Source organism: Streptomyces sp. YIM 121038 (genome assembly GCF_006088715.1).
In the GTDB taxonomy this organism is placed as follows: Bacteria; Actinomycetota; Actinomycetes; order Streptomycetales; family Streptomycetaceae; genus Streptomyces.
On the sequence record NZ_CP030771.1, the window covers coordinates 8,845,868 to 8,870,016 of the forward strand.

Genomic DNA, 24,149 nt, shown 5'->3' on the forward strand with positions numbered 1-24,149 from the left:
TCTCCCGTTCTGCCCCATGAAAGTACTGCCCCCCACGAAAGGTTCAGGTGCACGCTCATGAGGAGAACCACGCGCCGCCGTGCGGCGGCCTTCCTGTCCGCCGCGACGCTCGCCACGGGCCTCCAGCTCGGCGCCGCCCCCGCCGCCGGGGCCGCCGCGCCGAAGGACCCGGGCGCGCTGCGCCTCGCCGGTGCCGGGGAGACGGCCGTGCCGGACGGCTGGATCGTGGTCCTGAAGGACACCCGGGCGGGCGCCGTGCCCGGCGTGGCGCATGACCTCGTCGGGCGGTCCGGCGGGGCGCGGCTCGGCCATGTGTACCGGGCCGCGCTGCACGGCTTCTCCGCGACGATGAGCCGGGCACGGGCCGCGCGCGTGGCCGCCGACCCGCGCGTCGCGTACGTCCGTCAGGACACCCGGGTGCGCCTCGACGCCGGGGTCCTCGACGAGACGCAGCCGGACGCCCCGTGGGGCCTGGACCGCATCGACCAGCGCACCCTGCCCCTGTCCGGCACGTACACCTACCGCACCACCGCTCCCGACGTCAGCGTGTACGTCATCGACACCGGCCTGCGCACCACGCACCAGGAGTTCGGCGGGCGGGCCTCGGTCGGCGTCGACACCGTGGGCGACGGCCAGAACGGCAACGACTGCAACGGCCACGGCACCCACGTCGGCGGCATCGCCGCCGGACGGACCTACGGCGTCGCCAAGCGGGCGAAGGTGGTGGCCGTGCGGGTCCTGAACTGCCAGGGCTCGGCCACCACGGCGGGCGTCGTCGCGGGCGTCGACTGGGTGACGGCTCAGAAGGCGAGGCCCGCCGTGGCCAACATGAGCCTGGGCGGCCAGGCCAGCGACGTCCTCGACAACGCCGTGCGCGCCTCCGTCCGCTCCGGCGTCACGTACGCGGTGGCGGCGGGCAGCGCGGGCTCGTCCACGGGGGCCTGCTCCACCTCGCCCGCGCGGCTGCCCGAGGTGATCACCGTCGGCGCGAGCGACCGCGCGGACCGCCGTGCCTCCTCGTCCAACCACGGCGCGTGCGTGTCCCTCTTCGCGCCCGGCGTGCAGATCCCGTCGGCCTGGAAGGACAGCGACACCTCGGCCAACACCATCAGCGGGACGTCGATGGCGACCGCCCACGTGGCGGGAGCGGCGGCCCTGCACCTCGCCTTCCGCCCCGCGGACACCCCGGCCCAGGTGAAGCGCGGCCTGGTCGACAACGCGACCACGGGCGTGCTCCAGGGCACCCCGCCCGTGGTGCCGAACAAGCTGCTCTACACGCTCTACCTTCCGACCAGCCACTAAGGGGCACATACGGGCAGAAGGTGTGAGTTTTGCTCATGTCTGATCTGTCCGGTTAAAGTGCTCCCTTTGTGTACGGGCCCCGGTGCCCGGTGCGGGGGTCAGTGAGGCCGTTCCCGCGTGCCCCGCCCGACCCCCGAACCAGGAGCCCCCGCCGCCATGCCCGCACCCCAGCACGCCCCCGGCCAGCGACGTCACCGCCATCGGCGGCTGTACGTGTCCGCCGGGGCCGCCGGTGCCGCGGCCGTCCTCGCCTGGGCGGGCTGGGGCGCCGTCAGCCCCGGCACGGCCGCTTCCGCCGACACGGCCGACGCCCCGGTGTCCGCGGAGCCCGTGCGTCCCTCCGCGCGGACCGTCCTGCGGGACGCCGTCACCTCCGCGTACGCCGCCGCGCTGCCCCGGCCCGAGGGGCAGGTCGCCATCGGCGTCCGGGACGTGGCCACCGGCGCCGTCGCCACCGTCGGCGACACCGGCTTCCGCTTCCACACCGCGAGCGTCGTCAAGTCGCACATCCTGGCCGCGCTCCTGCTGAAGGCCCAGGACGAGCGGCGGCCCCTGACCGAGCGCGAGACCGCCCTGGTCACCCCGATGATCCGGCAGAGCGAGAACGAGCCCGCCACCGCGCTGTGGCCGCTGGTCGGCGCCGACCCCGGCATGGCGGCGGTCTACCGGCGGCTCGGCATGAAGGACACCACGCCCGGCGTGGACGGCCTGTGGGGCCTCACCACCACGACGGTCGGCGACCAGCTGCGCTTCCTCGACGTCCTGCACGCCTCCGACTCACCCCTGTCCCGGGCTTCGCGGGCGTACCAGCTGCACCTGATGAGCACCCTCGACAAGGAGCAGATCGACGGCGGTGTGCACACCATCGCCGACCCCGGCACCACCTACCCCGCCAAGGACGGCTGGCTGCCGCGCAGCCGCACCGGTCTGTGGATCATCAACAGCATCGGCCGCGTCCGGGTCGAGGGCCGTCTCCTCGACGTCGTCGCGCTCTCCCAGGACCAGCTCTCGCAGACCGCGGGCGTCGAGCAGGTGCAGAAGGCGCTGCGCCGCGTGGCGCCGGCGGCGGCACGGGCGCTCGACGCGCGCGAGAAGGACGTCAGCCGCCGGTAGCCGTGCGGAAGGCCGAGGTGATGGCGTCGATGGCGCTCTCGCCGGAGTGCGGGGACGCGTGCATGCGCCGACTGGCCTCCACGATCCGGGCCGTGGCCGCACGGCGCTCCGCCTCGTACGAGGCGAGGGCCGTGCGCGGGTCGTCAGCGGCGGCCAGGCGGTCGGCGAGGACACCGGCGTCGATGATGGCCTGCGTCGCGCCGTTGGCGCCCACGGGGTACATGGGGTGCGCGGCGTCCCCGAGGAGCGTCACCCGGCCCTCGCCCCAGTGCGGCAGCGGGTCGCGGTCCACCATGGGGTAGCGCAGGATCACCTCGCTCCCGGTGACCAGGTCGCGGACGTCGCGGCCGCCGATCCGCCAGCCCTCGAAGTGGGGCAGGACGTCCTCGGCGCGCGCCGGGGCGTTCCAGTCGGCCGCCGCGGGGTCCAGCGGCCCCGGCTCGGCCACGGTCACCAGGGCCACCCAGTTGAGCAGGGACCTGCCGCGGTCGTCGAGGGGGCGGGAGATCGGATAGGCCAGGAACTGCGGGCCCTGACTCCCGTCGGGGCGCGGGTCGTCCGAGGCGATGACCGCCGAGCGGCCCGTGACGAAGCGCTCGGTCTCCAGGACGCCCCGCCACATCGACACCCCCGACCACAGCATCGGGCCCTGCTCGGGGTGGAGCGCGGCCCGCACCGTCGAGTGCAGGCCGTCCGCGCCGACCAGCAGCCCGGCGCTCAGGACCGAGGCGCCGCCCGTGGCCCGGTCGGTGACCCGGACGCGGACTTCCTCTTCGCTCTGGACAGAGCGTTCTACTCGGACGCCGGTTCGTACGGCGCCCGCGCCGAGCCGGTCGCGTACGGTGTCGAGCAGGAGCATCTGCAACTCGCCGCGGTGGACGGAGTACTGCGGCCAGCGGTATCCCCGGGCGAGCCCTCGGGAGTCCGTGAAGACCAACTCGCCCCGCAGATCGGCGTACCGGTGCTCGGCGGTCTGGATCCCGAGGGCGGCGAGGGCGTCCCCCAGGCCCAGTTCGGTGAGGACACCCACGGCCGGCGGCTGGATGTTGATGCCGACGCCGAGCGGCCGTATCTCGCGGACGCTGTCGACGACGGTGACGTCGATCCCCGCGGCGTGCAGGGTCAGGGCGGCGGTGAGGCCGCCGATGCCCGCGCCCGCGATGAGGACTTGACTGTTCATGGGCTCGACTCCCGTGCAGTGAGGGGCCGCTGACGCTGTGTGCGGCTGACGTGGTGCTTCCACGGTCGGCGGTGCCGGTGCGGAAGTCCAACAGCTGGATCTGCTGCGAGCCAGCACGTCTGCTTATGGCATCCGCTTCTCATGGCGTCGGGATCCGCTGCCGATGGCATCCAGGTCGAACCTCGCATCCACCCCACATGTGCGACTTTCGGGTGAATGGTTCATACTCGGCTACGAGCGCCACACCGGGCGCTCGGACGACCTCCGCCCCGACCGCGTCGTGCGCGCCGGGGCCCCGAAGGGATGAGATATCCCGTGGCTCGTGACCTGAACTCCTCAGGCCCCGCCGCGGAAAGCCGCCCGACGCCCGCTCCGGGACGTTGGGCCGCCCTCGCTGTGCTGTGCTCCAGCCTGCTCCTGGTGGCCATGGACGCCACCATCCTCAACGTGGCGCTGCCGTCACTGATCGACGACATGCGGCCGACCGCCGTGCAACAGCTGTGGATCATCGACATCTACGGCCTGGTCCTCGGCGGACTGCTCGTGACCTCCGGCGCGGTCGGCGACCGGCTCGGCCGCAAACGCCTCTTCCTGATCGGCCTCGTGCTGTTCGGGCTCGCCTCCGTCGTCGCCGCGACCGCCGCCACCCCCGCGCAGCTCATCGCCGGGCGGGTGCTGCTCGGCATCGGCGGCGCCATGGTCATGCCGTCGACGCTGTCGCTGATCCGCGGCGTCTTCACCGACCCGCGCGAACGGACCCTCGCGATCGGCATCTGGGCCGCCGTCGCGGGCGCCGGAGCTGCCGTCGGCCCGCTCGTCGGCGGGCTGCTGGTGGAGACGCACGGCTGGTCGGCGGCGTTCTGGGTGAACGTGCCCGTCGTCGTGGTGACCGTGCTCGCGGGCGTCAAGCTCCTCCCCGAGTTCCGCAGCGCGGGCAACGGCCCGCTCGACTGGCCCGGCGCCGCCCTCTCCGTCGTCGGCGTGATCGCCCTCGCCTGGGGCATCAAACACGTCGCCAAGGGCGGCCTCGCGGCCGGCGACCTGGCCGTCCTGGCCCTCGGCGTGGTCCTCCTCGCCGTGTTCACCCGGCGCCAACTGACGCTCGCCGACCCGCTCCTCGACGTCCGCCTGTTCACGCGGCGCGCGTTCACGGCCGCGGCGCTCGCCATCTTCCTGGCCATGCTCGCGATCGGCGCCGCGCTGTTCCTGATGTCGCTCTGGCTCCAGTACGTCCACGGGTACTCGCCGTTCGGCGCGGGGCTGCGGACGCTGCCCGCGGCCGGTGCGATGCTCGCGGGCTCGCTGGTCACGCCGTGGCTCATGGAGCGCTGCGGCGTGCGGACGGTGCTCGCGCTCGGCCTCGGCGGCCTCGTCGCCGGGTTCCTGGTGCTCGCCCTGTCGCCGGAACCCACGCCGTACGGCGTGGTGGCCGTCGTCTTCGTCGCGCTGGGGCTCGGCGACGGACTCGCCGTCACGGCGTCCGCCGCCGTCCTGGTGTCCGCCGTCCCCGCCGAACGCGCCGGTCAGGCCGGTGCCGTCTCGGAGACCGCGTACGAACTGGGCATCGGGCTCGGCGTCGCGCTCCTCGGGTCGCTGCACGCCACCGTCTACGCCGGGCACATGGACGGCCGTCCCACCGCCGCCCGGGAGTCCATCGGCGGCGCCGTCGAGTCGGCCCGGACGCTGGGCGGCGCGGCGGGCACCCGCCTGCTGGACACGGCCCGCGCGGCGTTCGAGACCGCCCTGACGACCACGGCGTACGTCAGCGTAGGCATCGTGACGGCGGTCGCCCTGCTCGTCGTCTGCCTGGTGCCGCGCGGGTTCCGGGCGAGCGGCGGGCACTGACCCGAGGGCACCCGACGGGCCCTGACCTGGTGGCGCGCGCCCGCCCCAGGGCGGACCCCAGGCTTCCGTCGAGCCCCGGCGCGGACGTCCGCGCCGGGGCTCGACCGTAAGGACCAACCCAGGTTTAATGCAGGGGAGTTGCATTATCCTGCGCCTGTCGGGTATGCCATAGGCACCACCGCGTCGCCCGTGCCCTCGGTGGCACCAGCTCACCGCACAGACCGCAATCGATGTGGCTGGTCCTCGCTCCAGGCCGGTTCGTTCCGTTCCGTGGTCCGGAGGCCGAGGGTCACCACGCCCCGGATCCGCGCTCAAGGGCGCCACGAGGGGGAACGATGCACGACGACAGCCTTCCCTTCGGCCTCCGCTCCCACGTGCGGCGGGAGCGGCTGGTCATCGCGCTCTGGGGAGAGCTGGACATCTACGCCACCGAGCGGCTCACCGGCCGTCTCGCCGAGCTGACCCTCACCTGCTGCCACGACGTGATCCTGGACCTGAGCGGCGTGACGTTCCTGGACTGCGGCGGCCTGTCGCTGCTCTGCCAGGCGCGGGCCGCGACACGGCGCAGGGAGCTGCGGCTCACCGTCGTTCTGGAAGACCCCTTCCATCGCAAGGTGCTGCGCCTGGCGGGCGTGGCCGAATCGTTCGACGTCGCCCGCTCGCTGAGCGCCGCGCTCGCCGTCCCGCCGGGCGATACGCACGGGCACCGGCCGCCGGCCCCCTCGCACGCCTGAGCGCGGCCCCGACGGGCGCCGCGCCGACCGGAGTCGACGTCAGGTCAGCGCCGGAACCGGCTCCTGTGCCAGCAGCCGCACGATGTCCCGCACCGCCGCGCGCCCCGCGCGGTTCGCGCCGATGGTGCTGGCCGACGGGCCGTACCCGACGAGGTGCACGCGCGGGTCGGCCGCCGCCCGCGTGCCGTCCATGCGGATGCCGCCGCCGGGCTCCCGCAGCCGGAGCGGCGCCAGGTGGTCGACGGCCGCGCGGAAGCCCGTCGCCCACAGGATCACGTCGGCCTCCACATCGCGCCCGTCGTCCCACGCCACCCCCGTCGGCGTGATCCGGTCGAACATCGGAAGCCGGTCGAGCACCCCGTTCGCGCGCGCCTCGCGCACCGCGTCCGTGACGGCGAGCCCGGTCACCGACACCACGCTCAGCGGCGGCAGGCCCCGGCGGACCCGCTCCTCGACCATGGCGACGGCGGCGCGGCCGCGCCCCTCGTCGAAGGGGCCCTCGGCGAAGACGGGCGGCCGCCGCGTCACCCACCAGGTCCGGGCGGCGTACGGGGCGATCTCCATCAGGTGCTGGGTGCCGGACGCGCCCCCGCCCACGACGACGACGCGCTGCCCGCGGAACGCCTCGGGGCCCGGGTAGACGGCGGTGTGCAACTGCCGCCCGAGGAAGGTCTCCTGCCCCGGGTAGCGCGGCCAGAAGGGCTTGTCCCAGGTGCCGGTGGCGTTGATGAGCGCACGCGTCGACCAGGTCCCGGCCGAGGTCTCGACGAGGAGCCGCCCGCCCTCGCCCTCGCTGACGCGGCGCACGTCGACAGGGCGCCGCACCCGCAGGTCGAAGCGGTCCTCGTACGCGGTGAAGTACGCGCCGATGACCTCCGACGACGGGCGCGCGGGGTCCGCGCCGGTCAGCTCCATGCCGGGCAGCGCGTGCATCCCGTGCACCTTGCCGTACGTCAGCGACGGCCACCGGAACTGCCAGGCGCCGCCCGGGTGCGGCGCGTGGTCGAGCACCACGAAGTCCCGCTCCGGCTCGAAGCCCCTGTGCCGCAGGTGGTAGGCGCTGGACAGGCCCGCCTGCCCCGCGCCCACGACCACCACGTCGACGTCCGTCACGGCCGCGTCTCGCACCCCGATGTCGTTCACGCTTCTACTAACTATGGCCGGGGCCGGGATCTTCCCGCGCCGCCCGGGCCGCCGCGTCTCAGTCCTGGGCCCGGCCGTGCTTGGCCAGCATGCGGTTCTTCCCGGCGACGATGTGTGCCTCCATCAGCCGGGCCGCCTCCTCGCCGTTGCCCGCCTCCAGGTGGTCGATGATGCGCCGGTGCTGGTCGTTGGAGGTGTGCCGGGCGGCGTCCGACTCCAGGCCGTGGCGGCGGAACAGATGCAGTTCCTTGGAGACGGCGTCGTACAGCTCGACGAGGCGCGCGTTGCCCGACAGGGCGACCAGGTGGCGGTGCAGATCGACGTTGCGCGGATAGTAGTCGTCGGTGGTGTCGGCCGCGTCGAGCTCGCGGGCCTCGGCCCGCAGCGCCTCGGCCTCGACCGTGCCGACCCGGGCCGCGGCGAGCCGCCCGGCGAGGCCGAACAGACTGGCCCGGATGTCGTAGAGCTGGGCGGCCTCGTCGACGGAGACCTCCCGGACGAACATGCCGCGATTGGCCCGGAACTCCACCAGGCGGCTCCGCTCCAGATGGCGGCACGCCTCCCGGACGGGGCCGCGGCTGACGCCGAGGCGCAGGGCGAGCGCGGACTCGTTGATCCGGTCGCCGCCGCTCAGCACGCCGTTGATGATCATCCGTTCCAGTTCCTCGACGATCATGTGGGGCAGCGAGCTCGACTGGTGCTCGGCCACCCGGCGCCGCAGCGCCGTCATCGCATCGGAGTTCTCCCGCACGGTCGGACCGGCCTCCTCGTGGCCGAGGTGTGGACTGCTGGGGTGGAGCTGCGGGCGTGCCGCGGTTCCTGTTCGCGCTCGGCCTCGCGCGTGGAAACTGTCGACAATTTACCAGCGGGTCGTCTGCCCCCGCCTTACGCCGATTTCCTGCGATTCCGAGGGTGTCGGCATCGCGCGCGTGGGCGCGATTACGCCTGGATCGAGCAGAAGGCAAATCGTTGACAGTTGGCGATTCGCGCGCTCAGACTGTGACCCACGCCATAGCCGCCGAGACCCCCTGGGGGCGCGGAATGAGGATCAAGGACATCCGGGCGAGCGTGCACACCACCTCGATCGAGGTGCCGCTGCTGAGCGGGAAGGTCGCCGGATACGGGCGCGAGGAGCAGCGGGAGTTCGTCTTCTGCGAGGTGGAGACGGACGAGGGCCTCACCGGCACCGCGCTCACCGGGCACTTCCTGGCCAGGGCGGTGGTCACCGCGCTCGAACGGCACTTCCTGCCCGCGGTCAGGGACCTCGACCCCCGCGCCACCGAGGCCGTGCACCAGCGGGTCTGGCGCACGCTGAACCCACGGGCCATGACCGGCGTCGCGTCGAGCGCCCTGTCCCTCCTCGACATCGCGCTGTGGGACATCGCGGGGCGGCACGCCGGTCGGACGGTGGCCGCCCTGCTCGGCGGCGCGCGGACGGAGCTGCCGACGTATGCGACCTTCGGCTTCCCGCAGTACGACCGCGAGCAGCTCGCCGCGGCGGCGCTCCTCCAACTGGAGCGCGGCTTCCGCGCGTTGAAGCTGGTCGTCGGCGTGGACGAGGGCGGCTGGCGGGAGGACGCCGCCCGGGTGCGCGCGGTGCGCGAGGCCGTGGGCGACGACGTCGACCTCATGATCGACGCCAACTACCTGTTCAACCCCACCGACGCGAAGCTGCTGTGCCGGGCCGTCGAGGACTGCGGCCTCACCTGGTTCGAGGAACCCCTGCACCAGAACGACGCCCGGGCCCTGGCGGACCTGCGCGCGCACACCCGGATCCCGCTCGCCGCCGGGCAGATGGAAGGCCACCGCTGGCGCCTGCGCGAGCTGGTCGAACACCGCGCCGTCGACGTCCTGCAGCCCAACGCCTGCTACTGCGGCGGCTTCACCGAGGCCCGCAAGGCCGCCCACCTCGCCCAGGCCCACAACCTGCCGGTGGCGCACGGCGGCGGCTGGCCGCTGGTCAACATGCACACGCTGGCCGGCCTGATGAACGGCTGGATCCTGGAGTGGCACCTGGGCATGGCCCAGGTCGGCGAGCTGCTGTTCCCGGACGCGCCACGGCCGAGGGACGGCCGGCTCACGCTGCCGGACGCGCCGGGCCTCGGCGTGAGCGTCGACAGGGACGCGCTGCGCGACACCCTCCTGCCGGACCTGTGATCCGGTGACCGGGAGGGTGGCCGAAGCCCATGAGCAGCCGGACGGAAAACGGCGCAGCGGCCGCCGCCGACACCCCGCAACAGCGACCGCGGTGGCGGCGGGCGGTGGGCAACACCGGGTTACAGGTCCTCGCGGCGGCGGTGGCGGCCGCGGTGTTCGGCGTCCTCGCACCGGACGCCGGAGCGGAGCTGAAGCCGCTCGCGGACGCCTTCATCGCGCTCGTCCGCCTCACCATCCCGCCGATCGTGTTCCTGGTCGTGGTCACCGGGATCGTCTCGGTCGGCGGGATGAAGGCGGCGGGCCGGATCGCGCTGAAGGCCGTCGTCTACTTCGAGGTCGTCACCACCATCGGCACGCTCCTCGGCATGGCGGCGATCAACCTCGTGCGGCCCGGCGAGGGCGTGGCCCCGCCCGCGGGCGCCTCCGACGACCTCGACACCTACGTCGAGGGCGCGAAGGACGAGTCGGTCGGTGAGTTCCTGCTGGGCCTCGTGCCGCACAACGTGGTGGGCGCCTTCGCGGCCGGTGACGTCATCCAGGTCCTCGTCTTCGCGGTCCTGTTCGCCGTCGCGCTGCTCCAACTGCCCCGGCGCACCCGTGAGCCGGTGCTGCGCGGCTGCGGCGTCCTCGCGGACGTGTTCTTCCGCATCATCGCGCTGGTGATCCGCCTCGCGCCGGCCGGCGTCTTCGGCGCGGTGGCGTACACCGTCGGCGCGTACGGACCGCAGGCCCTGACCGCGCTGATGAAGTACGTCGGGCTCGCCCTCGCCACGCTGCTCGTCTTCCTGACGCTGGTCCTCGGCACGGTCACCCGCCTCACCGGGGTGTCGCTGCCGAGGCTGATCCGGGGGCTGCGGCCCGAGCTGGTCGTGGTCCTCGGCACGTCCTCGTCGGAGGCGGTCATGCCGCACCTCATGGCGCGCCTGGAGCAGTTCGGCTGCAAACGCGACATCGTCGGCCTCGTGGTGCCGACGGGCTACTCGTTCAACCTGGACGGCGTCGCCGTGACGGTGCCCATGTCGGCCGTGTTCATCGCCCAGGTGTACGGCGTCGATCTGGACCTGGGGGATCAGCTCACGCTGTTCCTGGTGTTCCTCCTCCTGTCCAAGGGCACCGCGGGCGTCACCGGCTCCGCGTTCGTCACGCTCGCGAACCTGATCGCCGCCGTCCACGTCATCCCCGTCGCCGGGCTCGCGCTCATCCTGTCCGTCGAACGCTTCCTGTCCCTGATGCGGGCCGTGACCAACGTGCTCGGCAACGCCGTCGCCGCCGTCGCCGTCGCGCGCTGGGAACCCGGCGGACTCGACGCCGAACGCTTCGCCCGCACGATCGGGCGCCGCCCCGCCCACCGCAAGCCGTCCCAGCCCCACCCCCAGCCCTGACCCGAGCCAGCCGGAAGACGCAGGAGGCCAGCCGTGCCGCGGATCGTCGCCATCCACGAGGGCACCGTGCCGATCAGCTCGCCCATGAGCAACGCCCGCATCAGCTTCCGGCACATGGACTGCTCCGTCGTCGCCGTCGTGTCCGACGTCGTGCGCGACGGCGCCCCGGTCGTCGGCTACGGATTCAGCTCCAACGGCCGCTACAGCGTCGGCGAGATCCTGCGCCGCCGCGTGGTGCCGAGGCTGCTCGCCGCCCCGCCCGACGACCTGCTGGCCGAGGACGGTGACAGCGTCGACCCGGAGCGGGCCTGGGAGGTGATGACGCGCGACGAGAAGCCGGGCGGCCACGGCGAACGCCCGGTCGCCGTCGGCGTGGTCGACATGGCCCTGCACGACCTGGCCGCCAAGCTCGCCGGTCTGCCCCTGCACCACTGGCTGGCCCGCCGCTACGGCCTGGGCGAGCCGGACCCGGACGTGTTCGTCTACGCGGCGGGCGGCTACTACGCACCCGGCAAGGGGGTGAGCGGACTCAAGGACGAGATCCGCGGCTTCCTCGACCTCGGCTACCGCGTGGTGAAGATCAAGATCGGTGGCGCGGCCCTCGCCGACGACCTGCGCCGGATCGAGGCCGCGCTCACCGTGCTCGACGGCGCGGGCCACCGCCTGGCCGTCGACGCCAACGGCCGCTTCGACCTGGACACGGCGCTGCGCTACGGCGAGGCCATCGCGCCGTACGGCCTGTTCTGGTACGAGGAGCCGGGCGACCCCCTGGACTTCGCCCTGCACGCGGCGCTCGCCGAGCGGCACCGCGGCCCGCTCGCCACCGGCGAGAACATCTTCTCCCTGGCCGACGCCCGCAACCTGCTGCGCTACGCGGGCCTGCGCCCCGACCGCGACACCCTGCAGATCGACCCGGTGCTCGCCTACGGCCTCGTCGAGTACCGCCGCGTCCTCGACCTGCTCGACCGGCACGGCTGGTCGCCGCGGCGCTGCGTCCCGCACGGCGGCCACCAGTTCGCGCTGCACATCGCCGCCGCCTTCAAGCTCGGCGGCAGCGAGTCCTACCCGGGCGAGTTCCGGCCCACCGGCGGCTTCGCCGACGCCGCCGCCGTGCGGGACGGCCGCGTCGGCCTCACCGACGTACCCGGCATCGGCTTCGAGGCCAAGGCGGGGCTCCACCGGGTCCTGCGCGCCCTGCACGCGTGACCCGGCGGCGACGTCAGCGGCCCCCGGCCACCAGGAGCGGGGCGCCGCCCGGAGCCGACGCCGGGCGGCCGTTCACCGCCGGGACGCCGGTCAGGGGCGACGCGGGGATGCGCGCGAGCAGCCCGCGGGCCGCCAGATCGGGGATGACGCCCTCGCCGAACCAGTACGCCTCCTCCAGATGCGGATAGCCGGAGAAGACGAAGTGCTCGACGCCGAGCGCGTGGTACTCCTCGACGCGGTCGGCGACCTCCGCGTGGCTGCCCACGAGCGCGGTGCCCGCGCCGCCGCGCACCAGTCCCACACCGGCCCACAGGTTGGGCGAGACCACCAGGCCGTCGCGGGAGCCCCCGTGCAGCGCGAGCATGCGCTGCTGGCCCACGGACTCGCTGCGGCCGAGGGCCTCCTGGGCGGCGGCGACGGTGTCCGCGTCGAGGTCCTCCAGGAGGCGATGCGCGGTGGCCCACGCCTCCTTGGACGAGTCCCGGGAGATGGTGTGCAGACGGATGCCGAAGCGGACCGTGCGCCCCTCCGCCTCCGCAAGGCCACGGATCCAGTCGATCTTCTTCTTCACCTGCTCGGGCGGCTCGCCCCAGGTCAGATAGACATCGGTGTGACGCGCCGCGACCGGGCCCGCGGCGGCCGACGAGCCGCCGAAGAAGATCTCCGGCAGCGGGTCCGGCGGCAGCGCGGTGAGCCCGCCCTCGACCTGGTAGTGCGTACCGTCGAAGTCGTACGGCACACCGCTCCACACCCCGCGCACCACCGAGAGGAACTCGTCGGTGCGGGCGTAGCGGCGGTCGTGGTCCAAGTGGTCGCCGAAGCGCCGCTGTTCGGTCGAGTCGCCGCCGGTCACCACGTTCAGGAGCAGCCGCCCGCGCGTGATGCGCTGGTACGTCGCCGCCATCTGCGCGGCGAGCACGGGGGAGAGGACCCCCGGCCGGAACGCCACCAGGAACTTCAGGCGCTCGGTGTGCTGCGCGAGCGCGACCGTGGTCAGCCAGGCGTCCTCGCACCAGGTGCCGGTCGGCGTGAGCACCGCCTCGAAGCCGAGCTGCTCGGCGGCCTTGGCGATCTGGGCCAGGTACTCGATGTCGGGGGCCCGCACACCGCTCACCGGGGTGACGCGGGAACGCGTGATGCCGCCGTCGGTGTAGGCGTGCCGGTCGACGAGGGTGCGGCCGTCGCCGCCGGTCGGCAGGAACCAGTGGAGGTGGACGGTCATGGTCAGGACTCCTTGTACGTGCGGGGCTCGGTGGTGGAGGGCGGCAGCGAGCCGTTGAACCGGGTGTCGGTGAAGTCGCGGAAGTCGACGCGGCGCGGGATGAGCTTCAGCTCGGCGAAGGTGTCGGCGATGGCCTGCTCGGACGCGACGACGTGCCGGTCGACGGCGACCGGGACGCGCGTGCCCTGCGAGCGCTTCACCGAGTCCAGGGCGACCTCGTAGGGCAGGCCCGTGTCCTTCGCCCAGACCTTCGCCCATGCCTCGGGGTGGGCGAAGACCCAGTCCTGTGCCTTGCGCAGCCGCTTGAGGTAGTCGGCGACGGCGGCGGCCTTCTTCTTGTCCTTGAGCGCGCCGGGCGCGGCCACCTGGAAGCTGAGGCCGTTGACCAGCCCGTCGCCGTCGGTGAGGATCCGCCCCTTGCCGCCGCGCAGGACCTGCGAGGTGTAGGGGTCCCACACCGCCCAGGCGTCCACCTTGCCGCCGGTGAAGGCGGCAAGGGCGTCGGCGGGCTGGAGGTACTTGACCCGGACGTCGCTCAGGGAGAGCCCGGCCTTCTTGAGGGAGGCGATCAACTGGTAGTGCGCGGACGACCCTTGGGCCACCGCCACGGACCTGCCCTTCAGATCGGCCGTGCGCTTCAGGCCGGAGTCCTTCGGCACGACGACGGCCTCGCCGTGCGCCGTGCCGTGGCTCGCGGCCACCACGGTGATCTTCGAGCCCGCGCCCGCCGCGAACACCGGCGGCGTGTTGCCGACCGCGCCGAGGTCCACGGCCTTGGCGTTCACGGCTTCGAGGAGCGGCGGCCCCGAGGTGAACGTCGACCACTTGATCTTGTACGTGAGGTCGTCGAGCTCTCCGGCCGCGCGCAGGACGGCCTCCGAACCGCCCCTCTGGTCCCCGACGTTGAGGGTCAGCGACCCCTTGCCGTCGGTGTTGCTCCCGCCGAGGCCACCGGTCGACGAGCTTGCGGACGACGAACCGGAGCAGGCGGCGAGGGCCAGCGCCAGGGGCAGGAGTAGGACGGGGGCGAGACGTCGGCGTCGCATGGGCGGGAGTCCGTTCTACGAGTTCTACGAGTTCTACGAGTTCTACGAGTTCTACGAGGACGTCACGGGGAGGCGCCGGGGCGGCGCGGGGGAGGGGAGGAAGGGGACGGTGCGGCGGACGGGGTGAGGGGGGTCAGGCGGCGGCCGCGGCACGGGCGTCGACGCCGAGGCGCTCCAGGAGGGAGGTGCGCAGCGCGGCGAACCGGGGGTCGGCGATGTCCCGCGGCCGGTCGAGCCCGATGGGCTGCTCGTGCGCGATGACGCCCCCGTCCATGACGAGGACCCGGTCGGCGAGCAGCACCGCCTCCTCCACGTCGTGGGTGACGAGCAGCACGGCGCAGCCCCGGCGCTGCCACACCTCGCCGACCAGGCGCTGGGCCGTGACCCGGGTCAGCGCGTCCAGGGCGCCGAACGGCTCGTCGAGGAGCAGCAGGTCGGGCTCGCGCACCAGCGCGCGGGCCAGCGAGGCGCGCTGGGCCTCGCCGCCGGAGAGCGTCTTGGGCCAGGCGTGTGCGCGGTGGCCGAGCCCGACCTCGGCCAGGGCGTGCTCGGCGACGGCCCGGTCGGGCCTGCCGGGCAGGCCGAGCAGCACGTTGCGCCACACCCGCTTCCAGGGCATGAGGCGCGGCGCCTGGAACGCCACGGCCTTGCGGCGCGGCACGAGGACGGTGCCCTCGATGTCCCGGTCGAGTCCGGCGAGGACGCGCAGGAGCGTGGACTTGCCGCAGCCGCTGCGGCCGAGCAGGGCCACGAACTCGCCGGGCCGCACGTCCAGGCGCAGTCCGTCGATGACGGGGCGGCCGTCGAAGGTGCGGGTGAGGCCCTCGACGCGCACGGCCGAGGGCGCGGGGCCGGGGGTCACCGGCCGGTGAACGTCGGTCGCCATTGCAGCAGCAGCCTTTCGAGTGTGCGGACCACGAAGTCGGCGAGGAGGCCGAGGAAGGCGTAGACGATCAGGCAGACGACGATCACGTCGGTCCGCAGGAAGTCCCGGGCCTGGACCATGAGGAAGCCGATGCCCGCGTCGGCGTTGATCTGCTCGGCGAAGACCAGCGCGAGCCAGGCGATGCCGAGGGAGTAGCGCAGCCCGGTCATGGCGCCGGGCAGCGCGCCCGGCAGGATCACGTGCCGCACGAGCCCCCACCGGGACAGCCCCAACGACTCGCCGGCCTCGATGAGCTGGGCGTCGACACCCCGGATGCCCGCGTACACGTTCAGGTACAGCGGGAAGGACACCCCGAGCGTGATGATGGCGATCTTCGGGGTCTCGCCGATGCCGAACCAGATGATGAACAGCGGGATCAGGCCGACGAACGGCACGGTGCGCAGCATCTGCACGCTCGCGTCCACGAGGTCCTCGCCGATCCGGAAGAGCCCCGAGAGCAGCGCGAGCCCGGTGCCGGCCACCGTGCCGAGCAGCAGGCCGATCGCGACCCGCTGGAGGGAGACGCCCATGGCCGAGGGCAGCGACCCGTCCTCGACGAGGTCGCCCGCGACCCGGGCGATGGTGCCCGGCGGGGCGAGGGTGTCGGGGCTCAACGTCCCCGTCGCGCTGAGCAGTTGCCACAGGACGAGCAGCAGCACGGGGCCGGTGGTGCGGCGCAGCCAGCGGGGGACGCGGGTGCGGCGGGCCGAGGCCGGGACGAGGGTGACCAGGTCGGGCGCGGCCCCCGATTCCGAAGCCCCGGCCTCGCGCGGAGGCGTTCCGGATATGTCGGGTGGCGGGGGCGGCGGGGCGTGACTGATGCTCATGGCGCTCCAGGGCGGGGAGGGGCGGGGCGCGGTGACGCGGCGCACCTCGGCGACTCGGCCCGGCGCGTTGCGGGGCGGCGGCGGGAGCGAGGGCGGGGCGCGTCAGGGCACGGCGGGGGCGCGACGCGCGGTCACGCGGCCGGGGGAACCCGGCGACGGCGGACGGAGCGTGCGCGGAGAAGCGAGGTGAGAAGGCGTCAGCAGCCGCGGCGACACGCGGAGGAGGCCACCCGCAGCAGGTCGATGTGACCGCGCGAAGTGAGGAGAGCTGAACGCACCATGCGGCTGAACGTAGCGATCTCGTCCGGGCACGGTCAATGGCGTCTCGCGGACCGGACGTGCCGTATCGCCTGGCGGAAAGTCCGGCGGGTGTCCAGCTGAGCCGGGGCCCGGAGCTGGTGCAGGATGGGAGGCATGTCCGACGCCTTCACCACCCGCATCCTGCACGTCGCGACCGGCTCGGACGAGACGGTCGTCGACCTCACCCACGAGTGCGCGGGTTTCCTGCGCGAGGCGGCCCGCGGTCGCGACGGCCTCCTGAACGTCTTCGTCCCGCACGCCACTGCCGGCATCGCCGTTCTGGAGACCGGCGCGGGCAGCGACAGGGACCTGCTCACAGCGCTGCACACCCTGCTGCCCGCCGACGACCGCTGGCAGCACCGCCACGGCAGCCCCGGCCACGGCCGCGACCACGTCCTGCCCGCCCTGGTGGCCCCGCACGCCACGCTCCCGGTGATCGGCGGCAGCCTGGAGCTCGGCACCTGGCAGTCCGTGTGCCTGGTCGACACGAACAAGGACAACCCCGACCGTCAGGTGCGGCTGAGCTTCCTGGGGTGAGCGGGCGGGGTCCGCCGGGTCAGCGGCCCGGTGCCCCCGCGCGCAGGCCGTCCATGACGATGTCGAGGAGCTGGTCCACACGCGCCTGCCAGTCGCTGTCCGGATCGATGTGCCACAGCCCCGCGATGGCGAGCATGAAGTCGTCGGGGCTCAGGCCCGGGCGGATGGTGCCCGCCGCGTCGTTGGCGTCGAGGAGCAGGGTGATGGCGCAGGTCAGCGGGCCGTGGCCGAGCGCGGCGAAGCTGCCGTACGCGGTGGCCTTGCCCATCGCCTGGGCCAGGCCCGCCTTGGTCATGGAGTACTGGGCGAGGCGGGTCATCCACTCCCGCAGGGCCTGGTCGGGCGGCCGGGTCTCCAGCAACTGGGCGGCGGTGTCGGCGACTTGCTCCACCTCGTAGCGGTACACCTCCAGGACGAGCGCCTCGCGGCTCGGGAAGTTGCGGTAGAAGGTGCCCTGTCCGACGCCCGCCTTCTTCGCGATCGCGCTGAGCGGGGTGTCCGCCGCCCGCGTCAGCTCCGTGAGGGCCACCTCCAGGATGCGTGCGCGATTGCGCTGCGCGTCCGAGCGCAGCGGCGCGTTCTTCCTCTCGTGCACCCCTCGTCCTTCCGGGATCGCGGCCGTTGGGCCGTGTCGAGCGGACAGCCCTTGATAAGCGGACAGCTGTCCGTTAGGTTCGAAGGCAACGGACAGTTGTCCGCTTGTGCTCACGATAGCGGCAGAGTGGCTGAATGTGTGCCCTCCTGTCGTCCGCTGCCCGTGTCCGCCCTCTCGCTCGACCGGGCCGAGGACCGGCCCGGCGCCCCGTACCACCTTTCCCGCAGGCCCCATCAGTTCAAGCACGTCCCGTCGGTCCGGGCACGTCCCGGCCGCGAGCGCGCGCCATCACCGCGTCCGCGAAAGAAGGCTTGACCATGGCTCCACCCCCCTCGGAACCCGCCGCGACGGGCAGCGTCATCACGCTCACCGTCAACGGAGAGAAGCACACGCTGCCCGTCGACCACCGCGCGACGCTGCTCGACGTGCTGCGCGAGCGCCTGGATCTGACCGGCACCAAGAAGGGCTGCGACCAGGGCCAGTGCGGCGCCTGCACCGTGCTGGTCGAGGGCCGCCGCACCGTTTCCTGTCTCCAGCTGGCGGTGGCCGCCGAAGGGCGCGAGATCACCACCGTCGAAGGCGTGGCCCGGGGCGGCCAACTGCACCCGGTGCAGCAGGCGTTCCTCGACCTCGACGGCTTCCAGTGCGGGTACTGCACGCCGGGGCAGATCTGTTCGGCCCTCGCCGTGCTCGACGAGCACGCGGCGGGCTGGCCGAGCGCCGTGACCGCCGACGTACGGCCCGAAGCGGCCGTGCCGCCGCTGACCGCCGAGGAGATCCGGGAGCGGATGAGCGGCAACCTGTGCCGGTGCGGCGCCTATGTGTCCATCGTGCGCGCCGTCGAGCGCGCGGCCCTGGCGACCCCGGCCGATCCGGCCGAGGGAACCGTCGAGGCGGGCAAGGAGGCCGTGGCATGAGGGAGTTCGGCTATCTGCGCGCTCCGGACGTCCCCGGCGCCGTCGCCCTGCACGGCGCCGACGGCGGTACGCGCTTCCTCGCGGGCGGCACCAACCTCGTCGACCTCATGAAGGCGGGCGTGGAGCGCCCCGAGCGGCTCGTGGACGTCACCGGGCTGCCCCTGGGCGCCATCGAGCCGACCGCCGACGGCGGCCTGCGGATCGGCGCCACCGTCAGCAACAGCGACCTCGCCGCTCACCCCCAAGTACGCCGCCAGTACCCGGTGTTGAGCCAGGCCGTCCTCGCCGGCGCGTCCGGCCAACTGCGGAACATGGCCACGGTCGGCGGCAACCTCCTGCAGCGCACCCGCTGCGCCTACTTCACCGACCTGGCGCGGCCGTGCAACAAGCGGACGCCCGGCAGCGGCTGCTCCGCCGTCACGGGGGAGCACCGCAACCACGCGATCCTCGGCGCCACCGAGCACTGCGTCGCGGTGCACCCCTCGGACATGGGCGTCGCGCTCGCCGCCCTCGACGCCGTCGTCTCGTACGAGACCCTGGACGGGCCCGGCGCGGTGCCGCTCGCGGACTTCTACCTGCCGGTGGCCGACACGCCGCACGAGGAGACCGCCCTGCCGCCCGGCGCCCTGATCACGGGCGTCACCCTGCCGCCCGCCCCGGTCGCCGCGCGCTCCCGCTACCGCAAGGTGCGCGAACGCGCCTCGTACGCCTTCGCGATCGGCTCGCTCGCCGCCGCCCTCGACGTGCGGGACGGCCTGGTCCACGAGGTGCGCCTCGCCTTCGGCGCCGTCGCGTCGCGGCCCTGGCGGGCGCACGCCGCCGAGCGGGCGCTGACCGGCGGCCCGGCGAGCGCCGAGGCCTTCGCCGCCGCCGCGGACGCCGAGCTCGCGGCCGCCGCGCCCCTGCCCCACAACGGATACAAGGTCACTTTGATGCGTAACCTCGTCGTCGCCGTCCTGACCGAACTCGCCGAGGAGGCGGGCCGATGACCACCGCCACCCGCACGTCGGCCGGGACGGGCGCCGTCGGCACCGGGCACACCCGGATCGAGGGCCGCGACAAGGTCACCGGAGCCGCCCGCTACGCCGGTGAGCTGCCCTTCGAGGAACTCGCCCACGGCTGGCTCGTCCTGTCGACCGTCGCCAAGGGGCGCGTCCTCGGCGTGGACGCCGAGGACGTCCTCCGGCTGCCCGGCGTGCTCGCGGTCCTGCACCACGGCAACGCCCCGCGCGTCGACGCCGGGTACGTGGGCACCATCGGACCGCCCGACCCCGTCGTCGGGCTCTTCCAGCACGACCGCGTGCCGTACGCGGGCTGGCCGGTCGCCCTCGTCGTCGCCGAGACCTCCGAGCAGGCGCGTGAGGCCGCCCAGACGCTCCGGGTGCGCTACGCCGAGGAGCCGCACGACGTCGGCTTCCACCCGGACCACGCGGACGCCTACACGCCGCAGAGCGTGCTCGGCGCGCCCAACGAGGCCACCAAGGGCGACATCGAGGCGGAACTCGCCGCCTCCGCCGTGGTGGTGGACGAGCGGTACACCACCCCCGAAGAGCACCACAACCCGATGGAGCCGCACGCGGCGGCCGCCCGCTGGGAGGGCGGCAGGCTCGAAGTCGTCGACTCCAACCAGGGCAGCCACTGGATCGCCGACGAGCTGGCCCGGCTGTTCTCGCTCGACCCGGACGCCGTGCGGGTCCGCTCCGAGCACGTCGGCGGCGCCTTCGGCTGCAAGGGCCTGCGGCCGCACCAGGTGGCCGCCGCGATGGCGGCGACGGCCCTCGACCGGCCCGTGCGCGTCGTCCTGACCCGGCGGCAGATGTTCTCGGTGGTCGGCTACCGCAGCGCGACGATCCAGCACGTGCGGCTCGGCGCCGACCCCGACGGGCGGCTGCGGGCGCTCGGCCACGAGGGGCACAACGTGACGTCGACGCTCTTCGAGTTCGTCGAGCCCAGCGCCTCGTTCGGGCGCAACCTGTACGCGGCCGACGCCCACCACTCCGTCAACCGCGTGGTGCCCCTGGACGTGCCCACACCGACGTTCATGCGCGCGCCCGGTGAGGCGCCCGGCTCGTTCGCCCTGGAGAGCGCCATGGACGAGCTGGCCGAGAAGTGCGGCGTGGACCCGATCGCGCTGCGCGCGCGCAACGAACCCGCCGTCGGGCCCGTCTCCGGCCTTCCCTTCGGCAGCCGCAACCTCCTCGCCTGCTTCCGCGAGGGGGCCCGGCGCTTCGGCTGGGCGGAGCGCGACCCGCGTCCGGGCACGCGCCGCGACGGGCGCTGGCTGATCGGCACCGGCACGGCCGCGGCCACGTTCTTCGTCGGGGCGTCCCCGTCCACGGCGGCCGTGACCGCGGAGCCCGACGGCACCTTCACCGTGCGGATCACCGCGTCCGACGTGGGCACCGGCGCCCGCACCGCGCTCACCCAGATCGCCGCGGACGCCCTGGAGGTGGCGCCGGACCGGGTGCGGGTGCGCATCGCGGACAGCGACTTCGGCCTGGCGTGGCTCGCGGGCGGCTCCATGGGCACGCGCTCCTGGGGCTGGGCCGTGTCCCTGGCCGCGCGCGAGCTGCGGGAGCGCCTGGCCCTCGGCGGCGCCGTGCCACCGGAGGGCATCACGGCACGGTCCGACACCAGCGAGGTGCTCGCGGCCCTCGCCAGGAAGGAACGCCACTCCTACGGCGCGCAGTTCGCCGAGGTCGCCGTGGACGTCACCACCGGTGAGGTACGGGTCCGCAGGATGCTCGGCATGTTCGCCGCGGGCCGGATCGTCAACCCGCTGACCGCGCGCAGCCAGCTGGTCGGCGGGATGACGTGGGGCCTGTCGATGGCCCTGCACGAGGAGGCGGCCAGGGACGCGGCGTCCGGCACCCACGTGGGCGCCGACCTCGCGGGCTACCACTACGCCGCGCACGCCGACGTCCCCGCCATCGAGGCCGACTGGGTCGAGGACGTGGACGAGGACGACCCCGTCGGCATCAAGGGCATCGGCGAGATCGGGGTCGTGGGCGTGGCGGCGGCCGTCGCCAACGCCGTGTGGCACGCGACCGGGGTGCGCCACCGGGACCTGCCGATCCGGCCGGACCGGGTGCTCCTCGCGGGCACCGGAGCCGCGGCGGCACCCGGGGCTCCGGCGCCCGCCGCGGACGGGGACAAGGACGGGGACAGGGGCGGCCATGCTTGACATCGCCGACGAGCTGCGGCGCCTGACCGACGCGGGCCGCGCCTTCGCCGTCGCCACCGTGGTGGCCGTCGGCGGCAGCGCCCCGCGCGGCCCCGGCGCCGCGCTCGCCGTCGACAGCGAGGGCACGGCCGTCGGTTCGGTCTCCGGCGGCTGCGTCGAGGGCGCGGTGTACGACCTGTGCCTGCGCGCGCTCCAGGAGGGCACGGCGGTGGTGGAGGAGTTCGGCTACAGCGACGAGGACGCCTTCGCCGTCGGCCTCACCTGCGGCGGCACCCTCCGGATCCTGGTCACGCCGTACGGCGTGGACTCCCCGGACCGCGCGGTGGTGGGGCAGGCGCTCGGCCGGGTCGGTGACGGCGAGCCGACGGCCCTGGTCCGGGTGGCCCGGGGCCCGGCGGACCTGCTCGGCCGCGCCCTGCTCGTCCGCGCCGACGGCACCTCCGCGGGCGGCTTCGGCGGCGCCGCGGCCCTGGACCGCACGGCCGCGGCGGAGGCCCTCGCCCTGCTCGACGCCGGGCGCACCGGCACCGTCGAGGTGTCCGAGGACGGTGCGCGCTGCCCGGGCGGGGTGACACTGCTCGTGGAAGTGAGCGTGCCGCCGCCGCGCATGATCGTGTTCGGGGCGGTGGACTTCGCCGCGGCCCTCGTCCGCACCGGCAAACTGCTCGGCTACCGCGTGACGGTGTGCGACGCCCGGCCCGTCTTCGCCACCCCGGCGCGCTTCCCCGAGGCCGACGAGGTGGTCGTGGACTGGCCGCACCGCTATCTGCGGAGCACCGGCACGGACGCCCGCACGGTGGTGTGCGTGCTCACGCACGAGGCCAAGTTCGACGTGCCCGTCCTGGAGGTGGCCCTGCGCCTGCCGGTCGCGTTCGTCGGCGCGATGGGCTCGCGCCGCACCCACGACGACCGCATGCGCAGGCTGCGCGCGGCGGGCCTCACGGAGGGCGAACTGGCGCTGCTCCACTCGCCGATCGGCCTGGACCTCGGCGCGCGCACCCCGGAGGAGACGGCGCTGTCCATCGCCGCCGAGATCGTGGCGACCCGGCGCGGCGGCACGGGCGTGTCGCTCACCGGCACGCGGGTGCCGATCCACCGGGACGGCCGGGAGCGCCGGGTACCGGCGGGAGCCTGACCACGGCACGGGGCCCGGCGGCGCACACCGCGTCCGGGCCCCGGCCTGTCAGGGCCGCGTGCGCGCGTCCGCACGGGCCGCCGCCCCCTTCGGCGCGGCGGTGAGCCGCTTCCCGCGGAGCGGGAGGTGCTCCTCCAGGAGCAGCGCGAGCGCGGCCAGCGTCATCAGGCCGCCGACGAGGAACGTGCCCCGGACGCCGACGACGGGCAGCAGCAGGCCGCCCGCGAGGGCACCCGCGGCCACCCCCGCGTTGAACGCGGCGCTGTTCGCCGCGACGGCCGTCTCGGTGCGGCCCGGGGCGACGTACATGACCTGGTTCTGCGTGGCCATGAAGACGGGGCCGAGCGAGGCGCCGAGGAACACCATCATCGCGGTGGCGACCACCCGCGAGCCGCCCGCCGCGTACAGGCCGAGCAGCGCCACCGCCTGGGTGGCCACCGGCACCGCGAGCGTCGCGCGCGGGAACCGGTCGAGGAGGCGCCCGTACACCGCGACGCCGACGATGCCGGTGATGCCGAGGACGAGCAGCAGCGTGCTGACGGCGGACTCCGAGAACCCGCTCTCGTCGACGAGGAACTCGGAGATGTACGTGTACCCGGCGAACACCCCCGTGACCGTGAGGGCCGTGACGCTCAGGACGACCGCGAAGCGCCGCCTGTCGGGCCGCACCCCCCGGGCGGCGTGGCTCTCCTCCGGGCGCGCGTCGGGCAGGACGGCGGCGATGACGACGAACGAGGGGACGGCGAGCGCGCCCACCACCAGGAACGGCACCTGCCAGCCGGTGTGCTGCCCCAGCCAGGTGCCACCGGGCACGCCCAGGACCAGCGCGGCCGAACCGCCCACCGAGAGCGCCCCGATGACCCGGCCCCGCACGTGCGGCGGGAACAGCCCCACCGCGACCGGCCCCATCACCGCCCAGAACAGCGCCTGGGCCACCGCCGTCACCAGACGGCTGGCCAACAGGACCTCGTACGACGGGACCAGCGCGGCCACGACGCTCGCCAGGAGCAGCGCGGCGAGCAGGGCGCACAGGACGAGACGGCGCGGCACGGACCGGGTCGCGCGGGCGATCGGCACCGAGACGAGGGCCACGGTCAGGCCGTACCCGGACACCAGGAGTCCGACGGCGGACAGCGACCGGTCCAGGTCGTCCGCCATCAGCTTGAGGACGCCGATCGGTAGGTTCTCGGTGGTGTTGAAGGCGAAGGCGCCCAGCATCAGGGCGGCGACGACGGCCACGCCGCGCCGGTTCGTCGACTTGTCCGTCTCATCCGTCTCTTCCGTCTTGTGCGTCGCCATGCGTCCTCCAGACCACGGGCGCCCCGTCGCTGGTGCGCACCCGGGATGTGCGGGTGTACACGACGGTGCGGCTGTACACGACGGTGCGGCCGTGCCGGGG

General features: G+C 74.1%; 23 protein-coding genes. 13 read left to right on the top strand and 10 right to left on the bottom strand.

Features of this window, described 5'->3' with window-relative positions:
• Positions 1-57 precede the first annotated feature (57 nt).
• Both C9F11_RS36835 and C9F11_RS36840 read left to right on the top strand, forming a co-directional pair.
• On the top strand, positions 58-1,302 hold the full coding sequence (locus C9F11_RS36835; RefSeq protein ID WP_138963928.1) for a S8 family peptidase: 1,245 nt from the start codon (positions 58-60) through the stop codon (positions 1,300-1,302).
• A gap of 156 nt (positions 1,303-1,458) precedes the next feature.
• The gene (locus C9F11_RS36840) at positions 1,459-2,415 is read left to right on the top strand and encodes a serine hydrolase (protein ID WP_138963930.1); all 957 of its coding nucleotides are present in this window, start codon (positions 1,459-1,461) and stop codon (positions 2,413-2,415) included.
• Here the strand turns inward: C9F11_RS36840 and C9F11_RS36845 are convergent.
• A complete protein-coding gene (locus C9F11_RS36845; protein WP_138963932.1) occupies positions 2,402-3,595 on the bottom strand; it encodes an FAD-dependent monooxygenase in 1,194 nt (397 codons plus the stop codon). The genes C9F11_RS36840 and C9F11_RS36845 overlap by 14 nt on opposite strands.
• 315 nt (positions 3,596-3,910) lie before the next feature.
• On the opposite strand from C9F11_RS36845, the gene C9F11_RS36850 reads away from it, so the two are divergent.
• Positions 3,911-5,440: an MFS transporter gene (locus tag C9F11_RS36850; RefSeq protein WP_249402040.1), complete on the top strand. Its 1,530-nt coding sequence runs from the start codon at positions 3,911-3,913 to the stop codon at positions 5,438-5,440.
• 335 nt (positions 5,441-5,775) lie between these two features.
• Positions 5,776-6,174 carry an STAS domain-containing protein gene (locus C9F11_RS36855; protein WP_171075960.1) on the top strand — a complete coding sequence of 133 codons (399 nt, stop codon included), beginning with the start codon at positions 5,776-5,778 and terminating at the stop codon, positions 6,172-6,174.
• Between the two features lie 39 nt (positions 6,175-6,213).
• Here the strand turns inward: C9F11_RS36855 and C9F11_RS36860 are convergent, their stop codons facing one another.
• Positions 6,214-7,317, bottom strand: a complete 1,104-nt coding sequence (locus C9F11_RS36860; protein WP_171075961.1) for an NAD(P)-binding domain-containing protein — start codon at positions 7,315-7,317, stop codon at positions 6,214-6,216.
• Positions 7,318-7,375: 58 nt separating this feature from the next.
• Positions 7,376-8,068 carry an FCD domain-containing protein gene (locus C9F11_RS36865; protein WP_138963938.1) on the bottom strand — a complete coding sequence of 231 codons (693 nt, stop codon included), beginning with the start codon at positions 8,066-8,068 and terminating at the stop codon, positions 7,376-7,378.
• Between the two features lie 248 nt (positions 8,069-8,316).
• Here C9F11_RS36865 and C9F11_RS36870 point away from each other — a divergent pair, with 248 nt between their 5' ends.
• From C9F11_RS36870 to C9F11_RS36880, 3 genes are read left to right on the top strand one after another with little or no spacing between them, the layout of a single operon-like run.
• Positions 8,317-9,474: a mandelate racemase/muconate lactonizing enzyme family protein gene (locus C9F11_RS36870; protein WP_212767863.1), complete on the top strand. Its 1,158-nt coding sequence runs from the start codon at positions 8,317-8,319 to the stop codon at positions 9,472-9,474.
• A 29-nt stretch (positions 9,475-9,503) separates the two neighbouring features.
• Positions 9,504-10,856, top strand: coding sequence for a cation:dicarboxylase symporter family transporter (locus C9F11_RS36875; RefSeq protein ID WP_138963942.1), 1,353 nt, complete (start codon positions 9,504-9,506; stop codon positions 10,854-10,856).
• A 33-nt stretch (positions 10,857-10,889) separates the two neighbouring features.
• A complete protein-coding gene (locus C9F11_RS36880) occupies positions 10,890-12,062 on the top strand; it encodes an enolase C-terminal domain-like protein (protein WP_275940279.1) in 1,173 nt (390 codons plus the stop codon).
• 13 nt (positions 12,063-12,075) lie between these two features.
• Here C9F11_RS36880 and C9F11_RS36885 read toward each other — a convergent pair whose 3' ends face one another.
• Together C9F11_RS36885 and C9F11_RS36890 are read right to left on the bottom strand one after the other, a co-directional pair.
• A complete protein-coding gene (locus C9F11_RS36885; RefSeq protein WP_138963944.1) occupies positions 12,076-13,284 on the bottom strand; it encodes an LLM class flavin-dependent oxidoreductase in 1,209 nt (402 codons plus the stop codon).
• 2 nt (positions 13,285-13,286) lie between these two features.
• On the bottom strand, positions 13,287-14,330 hold the full coding sequence (locus C9F11_RS36890; protein WP_138963946.1) for an ABC transporter substrate-binding protein: 1,044 nt from the start codon (positions 14,328-14,330) through the stop codon (positions 13,287-13,289).
• On the opposite strand from C9F11_RS36890, the gene C9F11_RS49735 reads away from it, so the two are divergent.
• Positions 14,329-14,457: a hypothetical protein gene (locus C9F11_RS49735; RefSeq protein WP_269078110.1), complete on the top strand. Its 129-nt coding sequence runs from the start codon at positions 14,329-14,331 to the stop codon at positions 14,455-14,457. The genes C9F11_RS36890 and C9F11_RS49735 overlap by 2 nt on opposite strands.
• 6 nt (positions 14,458-14,463) lie before the next feature.
• On the opposite strand, the gene C9F11_RS36895 is transcribed toward C9F11_RS49735, so the two are convergent.
• The 3 genes from C9F11_RS36895 to C9F11_RS49995 all read right to left on the bottom strand — a co-directional run bounded on the left by C9F11_RS36895 (position 14,464) and on the right by C9F11_RS49995 (position 16,363).
• Entirely contained in the window at positions 14,464-15,216 is a 753-nt protein-coding gene (locus C9F11_RS36895; protein ID WP_138963948.1) for an ABC transporter ATP-binding protein, read from the bottom strand.
• A complete protein-coding gene (locus tag C9F11_RS36900) occupies positions 15,189-16,082 on the bottom strand; it encodes an ABC transporter permease (protein ID WP_138963950.1) in 894 nt (297 codons plus the stop codon). Before C9F11_RS36900 ends, C9F11_RS36895 begins: the two co-directional genes overlap by 28 nt.
• A 197-nt stretch (positions 16,083-16,279) precedes the next feature.
• Positions 16,280-16,363: a putative leader peptide gene (locus C9F11_RS49995; RefSeq protein ID WP_346347462.1), complete on the bottom strand. Its 84-nt coding sequence runs from the start codon at positions 16,361-16,363 to the stop codon at positions 16,280-16,282.
• A gap of 133 nt (positions 16,364-16,496) precedes the next feature.
• Between C9F11_RS49995 and C9F11_RS36905 the strand changes: the two genes are divergently transcribed.
• The gene (locus tag C9F11_RS36905; RefSeq protein WP_138963952.1) at positions 16,497-16,919 is read left to right on the top strand and encodes a secondary thiamine-phosphate synthase enzyme YjbQ; all 423 of its coding nucleotides are present in this window, start codon (positions 16,497-16,499) and stop codon (positions 16,917-16,919) included.
• Positions 16,920-16,938: 19 nt separating this feature from the next.
• Here C9F11_RS36905 and C9F11_RS36910 read toward each other — a convergent pair whose 3' ends face one another.
• Positions 16,939-17,514: a TetR/AcrR family transcriptional regulator gene (locus C9F11_RS36910; RefSeq protein WP_171075962.1), complete on the bottom strand. Its 576-nt coding sequence runs from the start codon at positions 17,512-17,514 to the stop codon at positions 16,939-16,941.
• A 317-nt stretch (positions 17,515-17,831) separates the two neighbouring features.
• Between C9F11_RS36910 and C9F11_RS36915 the strand changes: the two genes are divergently transcribed.
• From C9F11_RS36915 to C9F11_RS36930, 4 genes are read left to right on the top strand one after another with little or no spacing between them, the layout of a single operon-like run.
• Complete coding sequence (locus C9F11_RS36915) at positions 17,832-18,431, top strand: 2Fe-2S iron-sulfur cluster-binding protein (RefSeq protein ID WP_138963956.1); 600 nt, start codon at positions 17,832-17,834, stop codon at positions 18,429-18,431.
• Positions 18,428-19,420 (top strand): xanthine dehydrogenase family protein subunit M, encoded by a 993-nt coding sequence (locus C9F11_RS36920; protein ID WP_138963958.1) that lies wholly within the window; start codon positions 18,428-18,430, stop codon positions 19,418-19,420. The genes C9F11_RS36915 and C9F11_RS36920 overlap by 4 nt, the downstream gene beginning before the upstream one ends.
• A complete protein-coding gene (locus tag C9F11_RS36925; RefSeq protein ID WP_138963960.1) occupies positions 19,417-21,615 on the top strand; it encodes a xanthine dehydrogenase family protein molybdopterin-binding subunit in 2,199 nt (732 codons plus the stop codon). The genes C9F11_RS36920 and C9F11_RS36925 overlap by 4 nt, the downstream gene beginning before the upstream one ends.
• Positions 21,608-22,750, top strand: coding sequence for an XdhC/CoxI family protein (locus C9F11_RS36930; protein ID WP_138963962.1), 1,143 nt, complete (start codon positions 21,608-21,610; stop codon positions 22,748-22,750). Before C9F11_RS36925 ends, C9F11_RS36930 begins: the two co-directional genes overlap by 8 nt.
• A 48-nt stretch (positions 22,751-22,798) precedes the next feature.
• Here the strand turns inward: C9F11_RS36930 and C9F11_RS36935 are convergent, their stop codons facing one another.
• Complete coding sequence (locus C9F11_RS36935; RefSeq protein ID WP_212767929.1) at positions 22,799-23,968, bottom strand: MFS transporter; 1,170 nt, start codon at positions 23,966-23,968, stop codon at positions 22,799-22,801.
• Positions 23,969-24,149: the final 181 nt, after the last annotated feature.

Bases quoted from the DNA above. Each gene is read 5' to 3' on its own strand.
- C9F11_RS36835 (WP_138963928.1), top strand. From the start codon at position 58: ATGAGGAGAACCACGCGCCGCCGTGCGGCGGCCTTCCTGTCCGCCGCG.
- C9F11_RS36935 (WP_212767929.1), bottom strand. From the start codon at position 23,968: ATGCTGGGCGCCTTCGCCTTCAACACCACCGAGAACCTACCGATCGGC.
- C9F11_RS36855 (WP_171075960.1), top strand. From the start codon at position 5,776: ATGCACGACGACAGCCTTCCCTTCGGCCTCCGCTCCCACGTGCGGCGG.
- C9F11_RS36925 (WP_138963960.1), top strand. From the start codon at position 19,417: ATGACCACCGCCACCCGCACGTCGGCCGGGACGGGCGCCGTCGGCACC.
- C9F11_RS36890 (WP_138963946.1), bottom strand. From the start codon at position 14,330: ATGCGACGCCGACGTCTCGCCCCCGTCCTACTCCTGCCCCTGGCGCTG.
- C9F11_RS36895 (WP_138963948.1), bottom strand. From the start codon at position 15,216: ATGGCGACCGACGTTCACCGGCCGGTGACCCCCGGCCCCGCGCCCTCG.
- C9F11_RS36875 (WP_138963942.1), top strand. From the start codon at position 9,504: ATGAGCAGCCGGACGGAAAACGGCGCAGCGGCCGCCGCCGACACCCCG.
- C9F11_RS36840 (WP_138963930.1), top strand. From the start codon at position 1,459: ATGCCCGCACCCCAGCACGCCCCCGGCCAGCGACGTCACCGCCATCGG.
- C9F11_RS36915 (WP_138963956.1), top strand. From the start codon at position 17,832: ATGGCTCCACCCCCCTCGGAACCCGCCGCGACGGGCAGCGTCATCACG.
- C9F11_RS36920 (WP_138963958.1), top strand. From the start codon at position 18,428: ATGAGGGAGTTCGGCTATCTGCGCGCTCCGGACGTCCCCGGCGCCGTC.
- C9F11_RS36930 (WP_138963962.1), top strand. From the start codon at position 21,608: ATGCTTGACATCGCCGACGAGCTGCGGCGCCTGACCGACGCGGGCCGC.
- C9F11_RS36900 (WP_138963950.1), bottom strand. From the start codon at position 16,082: ATGAGCATCAGTCACGCCCCGCCGCCCCCGCCACCCGACATATCCGGA.
- C9F11_RS36845 (WP_138963932.1), bottom strand. From the start codon at position 3,595: ATGAACAGTCAAGTCCTCATCGCGGGCGCGGGCATCGGCGGCCTCACC.
- C9F11_RS36885 (WP_138963944.1), bottom strand. From the start codon at position 13,284: ATGACCGTCCACCTCCACTGGTTCCTGCCGACCGGCGGCGACGGCCGC.
- C9F11_RS49735 (WP_269078110.1), top strand. From the start codon at position 14,329: ATGGGCGGGAGTCCGTTCTACGAGTTCTACGAGTTCTACGAGTTCTAC.
- C9F11_RS36905 (WP_138963952.1), top strand. From the start codon at position 16,497: ATGTCCGACGCCTTCACCACCCGCATCCTGCACGTCGCGACCGGCTCG.
- C9F11_RS49995 (WP_346347462.1), bottom strand. From the start codon at position 16,363: ATGGTGCGTTCAGCTCTCCTCACTTCGCGCGGTCACATCGACCTGCTG.